10 protein-coding genes are annotated in these 13,718 nt (G+C 45.9%); 2 read left to right on the top strand and 8 right to left on the bottom strand.

What is annotated here, in order from left to right; translation table 11 throughout:
- Nucleotides 1–4 precede the first annotated feature (4 nt).
- The 8 genes from CLV98_RS19185 to CLV98_RS19150 form a co-directional block, all read right to left on the bottom strand.
- Nucleotides 5–664: a bifunctional 4-hydroxy-2-oxoglutarate aldolase/2-dehydro-3-deoxy-phosphogluconate aldolase gene (locus CLV98_RS19185; protein ID WP_109677003.1), complete on the bottom strand. Its 660-nt coding sequence runs from the start codon at nucleotides 662–664 to the stop codon at nucleotides 5–7.
- A 32-nt stretch (nucleotides 665–696) separates the two neighbouring features.
- Nucleotides 697–2,133, bottom strand: a complete 1,437-nt coding sequence (locus tag CLV98_RS19180; protein ID WP_109677001.1) for an NAD-dependent succinate-semialdehyde dehydrogenase — start codon at nucleotides 2,131–2,133, stop codon at nucleotides 697–699.
- A complete protein-coding gene (locus CLV98_RS19175) occupies nucleotides 2,091–3,269 on the bottom strand; it encodes a mandelate racemase/muconate lactonizing enzyme family protein (RefSeq protein WP_109676999.1) in 1,179 nt (392 codons plus the stop codon). The genes CLV98_RS19180 and CLV98_RS19175 overlap by 43 nt, the downstream gene beginning before the upstream one ends.
- A gap of 32 nt (nucleotides 3,270–3,301) precedes the next feature.
- Complete coding sequence (locus CLV98_RS19170) at nucleotides 3,302–4,312, bottom strand: L-rhamnose/proton symporter RhaT (protein WP_109676997.1); 1,011 nt, start codon at nucleotides 4,310–4,312, stop codon at nucleotides 3,302–3,304.
- Between the two features lie 299 nt (nucleotides 4,313–4,611).
- The gene (locus CLV98_RS19165; RefSeq protein ID WP_109677135.1) at nucleotides 4,612–5,508 is read right to left on the bottom strand and encodes an AraC family transcriptional regulator; all 897 of its coding nucleotides are present in this window, start codon (nucleotides 5,506–5,508) and stop codon (nucleotides 4,612–4,614) included.
- Nucleotides 5,509–5,595: 87 nt separating this feature from the next.
- Entirely contained in the window at nucleotides 5,596–7,047 is a 1,452-nt protein-coding gene (locus tag CLV98_RS19160; protein WP_211320074.1) for a sulfatase family protein, read from the bottom strand.
- A gap of 148 nt (nucleotides 7,048–7,195) precedes the next feature.
- The gene (locus CLV98_RS19155) at nucleotides 7,196–8,824 is read right to left on the bottom strand and encodes a sulfatase (protein WP_109676993.1); all 1,629 of its coding nucleotides are present in this window, start codon (nucleotides 8,822–8,824) and stop codon (nucleotides 7,196–7,198) included.
- Between the two features lie 18 nt (nucleotides 8,825–8,842).
- Entirely contained in the window at nucleotides 8,843–10,873 is a 2,031-nt protein-coding gene (locus CLV98_RS19150) for a glycoside hydrolase family 127 protein (protein ID WP_109676991.1), read from the bottom strand.
- 654 nt (nucleotides 10,874–11,527) lie between these two features.
- Between CLV98_RS19150 and CLV98_RS19145 the strand changes: the two genes are divergently transcribed.
- Nucleotides 11,528–12,082, top strand: a complete 555-nt coding sequence (locus CLV98_RS19145) for a pyridoxamine 5'-phosphate oxidase family protein (protein ID WP_109676989.1) — start codon at nucleotides 11,528–11,530, stop codon at nucleotides 12,080–12,082.
- 36 nt (nucleotides 12,083–12,118) lie between these two features.
- On the top strand, nucleotides 12,119–13,666 hold the full coding sequence (locus CLV98_RS19140; RefSeq protein ID WP_109676987.1) for a glycoside hydrolase family 30 protein: 1,548 nt from the start codon (nucleotides 12,119–12,121) through the stop codon (nucleotides 13,664–13,666).
- The last annotated feature ends 52 nt before the right edge of the window (nucleotides 13,667–13,718 follow it).

The raw sequence follows: 13,718 nt of genomic DNA, 5'->3' as shown, positions 1-13,718 counted from the left end.
CAGCCTATACCAACGCTGAGCTTCGTACCTCACGAATCACACGGGTAATTTCGGCGGCATTATTCTTGATCTGGCTCCACTCCTGGGCTTGTATCAGCTTTTGTGGGGCTATCCAAGATCCCCCAATGGAATGAATCAGAGGCGACCCTAGGTACATAGGCGCATTACCAATATTGCAGCCTCCCAAGGGGATAAACTGTAGACCAAGGAAATGATAAGGAGCGGCCATACTCTGCAAATGCTTGAGCCCTCCGGCGGTTTCGGCGGGGAAGAATTTCATCACTTTACATCCCTGTTCCAAGGCCATTTCTATGTCGGTGGGGGTCATGACACCTGGGCCAAAAAACAGTCCTTGTTGATGGGCCTCAGCGATAACTTTGGGATTACAACCTGGCGCCACCGCAAAGTCGACTCCCCAATCGACCGCCTTACGTACCTGGTCGGTGGTCAGCACGGTCCCCAACCCTAGCAGAACTTCGGGAAAGGTTTTCTTTATTAAGCGGGCCGCCTCCCAAGCTATCGGTGTTCGCAAGGTAAGCTCTATGGCCCCTACTCCACCCTCCAACAGGCTCTCGATGGTTGGCAAGGTATGTTCTATTCGGTCGATCACCAATACGGCCATAACTCCTGCCACATTTAGTTTATCACTGATTTCTAAAGCCATAATGCTCCGTATTAGTTGTTCCTAAATAAATATTAAAGGGCTGTGGTAATTCTTTTCTTAACCAAATAATCGTTCAGAGCCAAATAAGAGCAATCATGTCCTATTCCGCTCTCCTTGATCCCTCCATGAGGAAGATAAATCGCATATTTGACCCCATTGACCTGCACCTCCCCAAAATCCAATTCTTCGGACAAGCGTCGAATGGTTTTTTCATGGTTAGAAAATACATAACTGACTAGGCCATAGATGGTATCGTTACCCATTTCGATGGCCTGATCGAGGGTATCAAAAGGCATAATACTCGCTACCGGTCCAAAGACCTCTTCCTGATAACACCGCATGGCAGGAGTCATATCGGCCAAGACGGTAGGCTCCATAAAGTTACCTACTTCCATATTGGCGGGTATTCCTCCACCCAGTAACAGCCTTGCCCCGGAGGCCACGTCGTCCTGGACCATCTTCAGTATCCGCTCTCGGTCTTTAGAAGTTACCAAAGGCCCCATGTCGGGCTTGGCCTCCAATCCAAAGCCTACTCGAATATTGCGGGCCTTCTCAACAAACTTAGTTACGAAAGTGTCATAAACTCCTTGTTGAATTAAGAATCGATTCGGAGACACACAGATTTGTCCGCAATTCCCGTATTTCAGTGCGATACCTATATTAATAGCCAAGTCGATATCGGCGTCGTTACAAACAATAAATGGGGCATTTCCACCAAGTTCAAGACTGACATGCTTAACAGACGTGGCCGAATCCTTGATAATCTGACGACCCGAAGCCGACGACCCTATCATGGTGAGCACCTTGGGGATCTTGCTTGTGGTCATCGTATAGGCTACCTCCTCGACCGATCCACACAAAAAGTTGACCACTCCCGCGGGGAAGTCTATTCCATGCATAATTTCTCCTAAGACATAGGCCGAAAGAGGCGATATGTCGGAAGGCTTAATGATGATAGAGCAGCCAGCGGCCAGTGCAGGGCCTAGCTTATAGCCCACATTGAGCAGGGGGAAGTTCCATGCCAAGTATGCCACCGCCACCCCCGTGGCTTGGTGTACCAGCTTATGACGGTGGGTATTCTCCAAATCAGGAATAATCTCCTCGTGCATATTCCGCATAGCGCCAGGATAAAACTCGAGGCCATTGATCAACGCTTCTATGTCTTCCCATGCCGCCTCATAGGATTTACCCATTTCGAACATTACGGCTTTACGTAGGATATCTTCATTTTTGAGAATTTCTGTTCTCAACTTCGTCATCCATTTGGTGCGTTCCCCAAGGGAAAGTTTAGACCAATACTTAAACCCTTTTTGTGCTTCGTCCAAGGCGAGCAAAGCATCTTCACGTCCGGCCCAAGCAATGGTAGCCACTACCTGATTGGTGGCAGGGCAAACTACCTCTTTTCTTTCTGTTGAAATGGCATCGACTAGCTTTCCGCCAATATATAATCTTTTATATCCGAATTCCATAATGGTACTTTTAAACTGTATTGTTCTAATGCATCTTCATTAACGGTAAAACCTAGTCCTGGCGCGTCTGAAATGACGATTTCTCCATCTACCACCTCCATGTCGGTGGTGGTTAACGCCTCCCTTAGCCCATTTTCGGTCCTATCGTATTCCATAAAATTGAAAGGAGTTCGCAACCGCCCAGGGATGGTTTCCAAATTGGCCACAAAATGCGTTGCAGCGGCAATGGCAATGCCCGTCCCCCAGGTATGAGGCACCAGATCGACCCCATAAACGGTGGCTAACGTAGCTATTCTTTTGGCCTCGGTAAGTCCACCACACCCACAAATATCGGGTTGAACGATATCGACCGAGTTGGATTTCAACAGGGTTTGAAATCCATAACGCAAGTGCTCACACTCTCCCCCGGCAATAGGAATGGTCGTGTTTCGTCTTAGCTCGGCATACTGGTCGTAATACTCCGGAGAAATAGGTTCTTCAAACCAATGGATATCGTAGGACTCTACCGCCCTCGCCAATTGGATGGCCTCTCGCAGGTTATAGGCATGGTTCGAATCGATCATCAACTTGACATCAGGACCTATTGCCTCCCTTATTTTGCGTACATGGTCTATATCTTCTTCGATCGTCAGGCCCACTTTCATTTTCATGGCCTTATATCCTAACGATACATAATCCTTGGCCTCCTTGCACAATACCTCCGCCTGGTTGTCGCAATTTGTAAAATACAAGCCCGTAGCATAAGGAGTAATGGTATCTCTTTTCTTACCTCCCAATAGCAAATGCACGGGCTGTTCCATTATTTTTCCTTTCAAGTCCCACAAGGCCACGTCGATGGCGCTAATGGCCGACACCAAAATACCCCTACGTGCAAAGTCCAAACTCCGACGGTACATGATACTCCAGATTGTTTCAGTTTCCAGGGCATGCTGGCCTACCACATAAGGGGCCAAAAACTCGACACTAGCCCTGATGATGGCAGCGGGTCCATACCCTTCTCCCCAGCCCACATGGCCGGTATAACTCGTTATTTTTACGATGCAAATTCTCCTTTCAGAATATTCCCATTGCGAAAAGTAGAAGCTTTCCTTTAACTTATCAGTAAGTATAAAGGTCTCGATCGATTTAATTTTCATATATCATTTTCTTTTTAAACGAAGTCCTCTCCTTAGGATACCCCATTGGCGTACCCTAGAATAATAGTAGCCGAAATAAGTACCATCAACCCCACTACCAACCAGGCAAAGGGCTTCACTGCCCCGAGCCATTCTTTATTAAAATAAGCCCATATATTGCTTACCACGAGTGAAACACCTAACAAAATAGGCCAACCTATAACAGGCCCCATACTTCCCATAAGCGTGGCTCCTTGGCCATATACCCCTAAAGCGCCAAACCATAATACCCCGGCTCCCACCGACCAGGCATAAGCCTTGCCAGTACCCTTCAGGCCAAATGACCCCCAACTATTATTCCTAAATAGAAGAAACAACGCATAGCCTGCATTCATGATATATGCCCCCACCAACACGACTACCCATACCGCCAAACTACTATTGCGTGTCAGCACGCCAGCGGCCTCAGCCAACTGCCCTACCGGCTGTGCCTGAACAAACCCTACATTGAGCAAGGCCGACAACACCCCACTGATCAGGGCGATGAGCAGGCCCAGTTGCAGATTACCTCCACCGGGCTTTCCTTGATTCATTATTTTATCCTTCTGAATTCCTGCATATGCCGTTATAGCCACCCCTATGAGCATAATCAACACTCCTGCCATCACATATGGAAAGGCGGGTAGGCTCGAAGCGTTCTCTAATTGGAAAAATGGGATCAGGCTTCCTACTGCCGAACAAGAACCCATGACAATGCCATAGGTAAGTGAAATACCGATAAATGGAATACTTTTACCGAACATAATTCCTCCTATCCCCCATAAAAAACCAAATAACATGCCCAATAATAAGGCTGAAGAAGGTGCCTGGGCAATGATTCCAAACAAATCGGGAACGACTAATAGTGCCCAAACTAAGGGTAAGATCACCATGGCCACCGTGGCATGTACGAGCCACCATGCCTCCCAAGCCAGTGGTGCCATGAATTTCATTCCTATTCCGAAGGATCCTTGAAAAATACTGGCAAATAATACCAATGCTAAAGGAAGTAATGCAAAGTCCATATTTTTAAGTGTTTAATACAAATTAACTATTTTATACGTTCTGATGGCTCGTGAATCTTACCCTGCTTTAGCAGTATTTTACCCACAAAGGCTCCTGCTCCGATGAACCAGCGGCAGTGAAATAACTTAGTCATAAATTACCTTTCTCCTTCCATGACCGCCCATGGGCGCTTCCCTTTCGTCAGATAGGCCCATGTTCCCTCATTCATACCCCAAAACCTATAACCATATACGGAAGTACATCCATAGGGCTAAGCCATCCTCCTCCTGCAGACATCCAAAAGTTGCCCCTTACGGCCTTAGCCTACCTGGTTGTATTTATCACTAAAGAACAAGTTCAGGTTATTCAATCGATAGTCTTTGGGTGTACTACCAACAATCTGCTTGAACTGCTTATTGAAATTGGTAATGGACTTATAGCCTACAATATCACAGATTTCGGAGATCGGCAAGTCCTCTTGAGCCAACAACCTAGAAGCATCCCGGATGCGAACTTCATTCAAAAACTGAACGAATGATTTATTGGTCATTTTCTTAAAAAATCTACAAAAAGAATTTGGAGTCATACAGGCTATATCGGCCACATCATTGAGGCTAATCTCCTCGGCATGGTTATCAGAAATATATTTGAGCACCATATCTATACGTTGTGAATTTTCGGTGGTATACTGCCGCATATCCGAAGAAGACAGTTCCAGCTTGTCCTCCGCCACCGACAGCCTAAAGAGCACCTCTAACATTTTGATAGACTGCTCTGCTTGGGATAAGTTTACCATTTGATGTAATTCCTGGTGTAACCGACGGCTGGTATTTTTACCGAAGCTGATCCCATACTTCGCCTGTTCAAGCATATGGTTTACCCCTCCAAACATGGGGTTTTGAAAGGTTCCTTCACCAATAAAATTTTTCGTAAACTTAAGAATGATTGTTTCCACTTTTTTAGATTCGTCCTCTTTATAATACGAAGGGTCGTTTCTCCATAAATGAGGCAAATTGGGGCCAACCAGCACTAAATCGCCAGGGAAAAACTGAGAGACACTATCCCCCACAAAGCGAATTCCGTTGCTCTGTGAAATATATATCAACTCAAACTGGGGGTGATAATGCCAAGATGAATCCAAACAAGCTACTTCGCGCTTAATCACGTTCAAACGATCGTTCAATAGATTTTCAGTATTTTTCAGTAGCAATTTCATAGTCCCCCATTTAAGTCCTGTCCCATTCCAATAATTGGCCATACTAATTTAAGCCATTTCTCCTTTAAGAATAATCTTTTAAGTGCTTTATTCGTCAATACTAAAAGTTTCCTTATAGTTCGGAGTGAGTCCCTGTTTCCACATTACAGCCTCCTTGTCGTAATACCACCATAGCGGTTGCACATGAGTTTTGCTCCATTCCTGTGTCTGCTGTACCATTTTGGCCAAGCGATCCGGAAATCTTTTACTAAGATCGTGCTTTTCACCGATGTCATTTTTGATATTGAAAAGTTGCCATGGCTCATTAGCCACCCGAGTAGCCTTCCAGTCGTCCATTCGGGCGCCCACGTCGGTATAGCCAAACCGATACCGCAAGGCATAGATCATTTCGTTGGGGCGAGGGTTTTCTCCTTTTATTACCTTTTCAATAATATTTTTTCCATCTAGCTTCTTACCCTTCGGTATTTGGGCTCCAGCGAGGTGAGCAAATGTAGGATAAAGGTCCAAGGAAGTCACTGGGAAATCGAACTGACTACCGGCCGTAATTTTTCCTGGCCAATGCATGAACATAGGCACCCGGTATCCTCCCTCGAAGGTATCGCCTTTGGTACCCTTCAAGGGCTCATTATTGGCGCCATGATCGAAGTTCCCCCCATTGTCGCTCAAAAAGACTATCAGGGTATTATCATATTGATTGGTCTCTTTTAGGACCTTCACAATTTCCCCTACCCCCCTATCGACGGCATATACCATGGCTGCATAGGTCCTACGGTCCTTATCTTTAATATGGGCAAAGTGCTTCAAATCCTCTTCTTTGGCCTCCAAAGGTACATGAGGGGCATTGTAGGCCAGATATAGGAAGAAGGGCTTTTTATTACTTGCAGCACCTTTTATCATCCCCATAGCTTCGCGAGATAGTCCGTCGGTAACGTATTCTTTTTCCTGAACCCACTTCCCATTATGCTGTAAGGGTTTGATATACTCTCGTATAGGATACACTCCCGCCTTGGCTTGTTTTTCATATAAGGGCGAAAATTGTTCAGGGAAATAATTATGCCCCCCACCCAGAAAGCCATAGAAGTCGTCGAAGCCTCGGTTGTTGGGGTGGAACTGATCCGCATATCCCAAATGCCATTTCCCTACAATTCCGGTGTAATACCCTGCATCGTGTAGGACGTTGCTAATATATACCTCATTGGTAGGCACCCCATCATCGGTTTTCACCCCGTCGTCGCGGAGGTTGAAAGGCGTGCCGATCACATGTGGATAGCGCCCCGTGAACAGTGCAGCCCTACTCGGGCCACAAAAAGGGTGCGCCACATAGGCCGAGGTAAAGTGAGCTCCACCTTTGGCTAGTTTATCCAGATGGGGAGTTACAATATCCTTCGATCCGTTGAAACCGACATCGGCATAGCCCAGGTCGTCACAAAGCACTACTAATATATTGGGTTTGGCGTTTTGTGCCTGCACCAGCCCAATGCCAACCAGCATCAATAAGCCCAACAGATACTGAAAACGATATGAGTTCTTGTTCATCATTAATTACTTTAAATTTTCTTTTAAATATTCGCTACAAGGATTTTTATGCCAGCCCTTCTTCGAGACCTTGCTCCGAATTCACGGTTCGGGCCTCGATGACGCTGTGGTACGGTCCGTTAGCCTATAGGCCTTCAATAGGCCTGACTAACTACATATGATGATCGGGCAGATTGCCTTGCCAGCCCGCATTGAACTGGTTCATAAGCTTGTGAATGGTGGCTTTTTTCTTGCTGGCAATGTTTACCATTTCGGCGGGGTCTTTCGACAAATCATACAATTCTATATCAATAGGATCGGCTTTGGGCTTGCGGGTATCTTTCCATACCACCAATCGGTAGTCTTTGGTACGCATGCTATAGCCCATCAAATATTTTTCAAACAATTCCCTATCCCATTTACCCTTCTGTTGATCTTTGATATGACCCTCTACCTCCTCAATGAGGGGGCCAAAATAAGTTTCACGCATACCTGGCGAAAGCGGGTTGGCGGCCCATTCCCTCAGAGCAGGATCAGGATATTGACTAAATACGGCCTTCTTCCACTTCAATTCGGGGTTTTCCATTAAGGGCGCAAAGCTATGTCCTTCTAAGTGGCTTGGCTTCGAGATTCCCGCTAACTCGCAAAGGCTTGGGTACATGTCTACCAATTCAACCAAAGCGTCGGTCTTTTGACCCCGTATGGATTCTTTCATCGATGGCGCCGAGATGATTAAGGGCACCCTGGTGGCGATTTCATAGTTGGTAGCCTTTCCCCAAATCCCCATATCGCCCAAGTGCCAGCCATGATCGGACCAAATAATGACGATGGTATTTTCTCGTAAACCGGCCTCATCGAGCGCCGCTAGCATCATACCTATTTGTGCATCTACGTAGCTCACACAAGCCAAATAGGCATGCTTGAGGTTGACCGCCATTTTGTCGTCGATAGCCCCTTCCTTAGGGATGTCGTAACGAGTACGCAATTCGAAAGAAGCGTGTAAGCCCATTGCTGCCCCACCTTTAGGCCCCTCTTTCTGTGTTGCCAAGCTAATTTTGTCCTCGTCGTACATATCCCAATAACGCTTCGGCGCTTGCCAGTTGAGGTGAGGCCTATGAAAACCTAGGCCTAAGAAGAACGGCTTATCATCATTTTTAGCCATATCTTTCATAGTAGCGATAGCCAGCTGGGTATTATACCCATCCTCGTAGGTGACATCAGGCACATCGGCAAACTCATAGGCAGGACCATTCCCTATTCCGTATTTGGCGGCTTCACCATATTTTTTGACCATCGCCGATTTATCTTTTTTGAAGGTCTCCTGGTTGTTGGGCAGGGCATATCCTCCAGGCAAATGAGGCCTTTTTATACCCAGTGCCTTCACGGCCGGCTGCCAACTCCAAGACTTTTCATCATCGGTATATTCTCCGTGGAAAATTTTGCCACAGTAGACGGTTTCGTATCCATTCTCCCTGAAATGCTGGGGCAGGGTGACTATATCCGGATTTAGATCTCGGAAATAGGTATAGTTTTCTATCACTTTGATGGTCTCCGGCCTAGCCCCGGTCATCAGACTCGCCCTGGAAGGACTACAAATAGCCTGCTGACAATAAGCCTTATTGAATAGGAGTCCTCTCTGCGACAAGGCATCTAAGTTTGGGGTAATCGCCTGGTCCGAGCCATAGCACCCTAATTCGGGACGTAGATCGTCTATGGCAATAAACAGTACATTGGGTCTTTTCTGGGCGCTGGCACAATGAACCAAAAGCATCAAAACGGCCGACTTCAATAACGTTTTCATCTGATTTTTGGATTTAGATTATTTTTTGTCCCACATAATCGGCAACCACACGGTCATCTCACTTTGTCCCCTATTACTCCAGGCAAAATATGGAACGAAACTCGTTTTTACCTTTTGCCATTCAGGCTTTGAAATCGACTGGTACATTCCCTGTACCTCATCTTTGCGGAGCATGATATTTCCTGAAATCGTACTCACCCCTCCTAAAAACTCCGGCTGAAATTTAACATCCAGCTGTTCGGAACCTGGCAAATAGGCATCCAAGATGCTGACGTCTTTGGGCAAATCCGTCGATTCTAAACAATAAACGATAGGTCCTCTTTTAATAGCCACCTGATTGCGGACCTCCTCAATTCGTGAATTCCCTTCAATTAACATCACTGGCATAGGCAGGTTAACACTTACCACGTCGCCCTTTTTCCAAAAACGATCCACCTTGGCATAGTGTCCTGGCTCTACTACTACGCCAATATCTTTCCCATTTACCGTCACTTTCGCTCCTTTAGCCCACTCCGGAATCCTTAACATCATTTCGAAAGGAGCCTCTTTGCACTCGTCTACAGTCAGCTTCACTGCGCCATCCCACGGATATTGGGTTTCTTGGGTAAGCTTAAGTTTGGACCCATCCAACAAATGCGTATTTAAGGTGTTACCTCCATACAAATTGACCGAAACCCCTTTAGGCGATAGGCTATAGGCCCAGCCCGAAAGCTGCGCAATGGTCCGCACCAAATTTGGTGGGCAACAGAAACACTCCAAATAAGACTGCCTAACCGGCAATTCCGTGTTATGTTTGGTGTAATCTCTGGAGTTATTGAGCATCCTTAAAGGATTGCTGTAGAAATAATCTTTACCTTCTATGCTGATACCCGATAGCGCACTATTGAACAATACCAGCTCCATCACATCGGCATATTTGGACTCCCCTTTTAGGCCCATCATCCTATAGCTAAACATAGAGTTACAAACATTAGCACAAGTTTCGTTATAAGCCGTCATATTGGGCATCATGTACTCGTCAATAAAACCTTCTTCGATCTTATCCTTACTGGTCGATCGGCCATAATGCGCCTGTCCTACCGCTCCGGTAACATACATTTTCTTTTGTGTAACATTATCCCAAAGCCTATCCAAAGCCTCAATCAAAGCCTTTTCGCCCGTTTCGGCCGCTACATCGGCCGCACCTGCATAATAATAAAGTGCTAACACGGCATGGCCTACCGCCTCCGTAGACTCGCGCAATGGGGTCCGCTCCTGCACCATATCCCCTATAGGATAGCCCAGGGTAGTCTCATCGTCTTCTACCTTGTACTTCCCACGGTTATTTATAAATTTCTCAGCCAGTTGGAGGTAGCGATGATCTTTTGTAGTCCTGTAAAGTTCCACCAGCCCGATGATCTGGGTTTGGTTAAAACCGAATCGTCCATAATGCTTATTCTCAGGCATAAAAACAGAGTACAACAGGTCGGCATGCTTTTTGGCAATATCCAAAAAATTGGTCTGCCCTGTTACCCTGTAATGAATACATGCGCTGGTAAAGAGGTGACCACTATTGTACATTTCATGGAAACGTCTGTTTTCATAGCGATCTACTTTAGGATCGATTTGGATTTTAGTTTGTAGGTATCCATCTTTTTCCTGCGCTTTACCAATGATGTCGATAATATCATCGAGCTCTTTTAGGATTTTAGGATCCTTGTTATGCGCATAGATATAGGTAGAGGCCTCCATCCATTTGTAAAAATCGCCATCGTGCCAGGGGAAACCTTGGTGCTTGCCTTCTTTGAGGCCTGCCGCAATTTTAAAGTTATTCAGTCCATGGCCTATATCTCCCTTCAACAAGGTACCCATGTTCGGAACCATCACTTCTTCGGCCTTTTTAAATTTATCGGCCCAAAAACCCGACGTCCACTGACAGTCGCCCATATTTATGCTCTTAAGCGTCACATAGGGACTGTCGGCGTTATTGATAATGCCTTTCTGCTGCGCCTGAGAAGGTTGCATGGCCAACAACCCTAGGGAAAGAAATATGAGTTTTGTAGTTTTCATTTATGCTTGGTTTAAAATCTAAATACCTTCTCCTCTTTACATATCATGATGTCAAAAATCCTTTTAAGAATTAAACCTGGAATTGTGTTTATCCTATAAGAAAAAGATTTATACAAAGAGAATAGAATAAATTGTAAGAAGATTATTCGAAATTACCCTGCACTAGTAAAATATTACCCCATTGGCATTTTACACTATTTTTCTTGTACGTTAACAAGAATTTCAGCTAAAATGGTTATTATCAGGGATAATCTTAAAGTGAAGAGCGCATAATCGGCTAATTACGCCGATAAAACAGGGGTTCTTGATACCAATACGAGAATAAATACGGCCATAATTAGGAAAGACAGTGGGCTGATTTTACCCAACAGAAAGTTAGTATCCTGTAGGTTTTGACTATATCAATGGATACGGGTAGTTAGCTTAAAACCATTAGGTAGCACCGGATTCGAAAGCGCGAAAGCCTCCTAAACTATGAACCTGTCCATCTATTTTTCTCCTATTCTGCTGTAGCCCTGTTACAAAATTTAGCGCATTCGAGCGGCTCAAAGGGTGGCCTCGGGACAAGACTGTGTATATTTACTTGTATAAAGTAGATTTAACCCTAAACGACAGACAGGTAAAAAGTCCAAAAATCAAATAATCGGAAAATCAATGGGAAAGATAACAGCACAAATCACGGATGCGCATAAGCAATTTATTGCCTCCCAAAAGTTGTTTTTTGTGGGAACTGCCGCCGCAAAAGGCACCGTCAATGTATCCCCAAAAGGGATGGACAGCCTACGCGTGCTCTCACCAAATAGGGTAATATGGCTCAATGTCACGGGGAGTGGTAACGAAACCGCCGCCCATCTGTTAGAGAACGACCGAATGACCCTGATGTTTTGTGCCTTCGAAGGAAAACCATTGATATTGCGCCTGTATGGAACTGCCAAGGCCTATCATCCTAGGGATGCCCAATGGGAGGAGTTTATCCATCTATTCCCTGCCCTACCCGGTTCTAGACAGCTATTCGATTTAGAGATCGACACGGTCCAATCGTCCTGTGGAATGGCCGTACCATTGATGGACTATCAGGGCGACCGTCATGAACTCAACGAATGGGCCACCAAACAAGGGGAAGAGGGCATTGCCGAATATTGGTCGAGAAAGAACAGAAAGAGTATCGATGGATTCGAAACCAGTATCTTTGACACAAAATTGACTTAAAACCAAATTTAAATATACTACTTGCCCGTTTACCTCATGCGCATTTCCATAAAATCCCTTTTCTACCTTACTCTAAGCCTGTTCGTTACAGGAATTGCCTCGGCCCAGCCCAGACAGTCACCCACGCTGAAATTGATCATCAACCCGGCGGAAACGTACCAGACCATCGAACATTTTGGCGCTTCCGATGCTTGGTCCTGCCAGTTTGTAGGACAATGGCCCGACAGCAAGAAAAACGCTATAGCCGATTTACTCTTTAGCCAAGACACCCTTCAAAATGGACAGCCAGTTGGTATCGGCCTATCCCTATGGCGATTCAATATTGGCGCCGGCAGTAGCGAACAGGGCGAAAACAGCGATATAAAGGACGAATGGCGCCGTGCAGAATCTTTTTTAAATGCCGATGGCACCTACAACTGGAACAAACAAGCCGGTCAAAGCTGGTTTTTGAAGGCTGCCCAATCCCGTGGGGTCAGTCAGTTCCTAGCCTTTCCCAATAGCCCTCCTGTTTTCATGACTAAGAACAAAAAGGGCTACGCCAGCAAGGACGGGGCTAATAAAGGAATCCCTAACTTGGCCGAGGATCGGTTTGACGACTATGCCACTTACCTTGCTGAAGTATTGGCTGGCCTGCATGGTAAAACAGGCGTTGACTTCGACTATATTAGCCCTGTGAACGAGCCTCAATGGGACTGGACCAATGCAGGGCAAGAGGGAACTCCTTACCGGAATGGTGAGATCGCCGGAATCACCAAGGCTCTGAGCAACATTTTAATTCAAAAAGGAATCAAGACTAAAATCGACATTGCGGAAGCTGGACAGATTGACTTTTTGTACGCCGACCATAACAAGGCAGGCCAAGGCCAGCAGGTGCAGGCATTTTTCGATCCAAAGTCAAAAGATTATGTTGGTGATCTCCCCAACCTTTCCAAGGGCATCTCAGCGCACAGCTATTTTACCACCTCCCCAGCGGCAGTGGCCATTTCTAAACGTAAAAAAGTCGCCGAAGCCATCGGAACCGTACCTGGCCTACGCTACTGGATGTCGGAATATTGTATACTCGGAAATAATGCTGGGGACATAAACGGCAATAAAAAAGACTTGGGGATAGACCCTGCGCTCTATGTGGCGGGGGTAATTCATAACGACCTGGTATATGCCCAAGCTTCGGCCTGGCATTGGTGGCTAGCCATATCTCCTTACAACTATAAAGACGGCTTAATATATATCGACAAAAACAAAACTGACGGTAATTTCCAGGCCTCTAAGATGCTCTGGGCTTTGGGCCAGTATAGTCGATTTATCAAACCCGGTGCCCAACGAATCGCCGTTCAGAGCAGCCAAGAAAGCGAACTGTTGGTATCGGCCTATATGAATGAAGCCAAAGAAATAGTCACCGTCCTAGTGAACCCCACTGAAAATGACAAAGTGGTCAACCTCAGCACTAAGGAAGGGGATCTGGAGCCATACAGGGCATTCAAGACCTCCGCCCAACACGACCTTCGGCCCATAGACGCTGGCCCTAGCCTCACTATTTCCGCCAAAAGCATTGTTACAGTGATTGCAAAAATCCCATCCCCTTAATTCCGCCTTGGCTTGGCTTCGTCACCCATTCTCTTTGCTTTTAAATTCACTT

This window comes from Dyadobacter jejuensis, from assembly GCF_003149085.1.
GTDB classification, from domain to species: Bacteria; Bacteroidota; Bacteroidia; order Cytophagales; family Spirosomataceae; genus Dyadobacter; species Dyadobacter jejuensis.
This window is presented reverse-complemented; position numbering and strand designations above follow the sequence as displayed.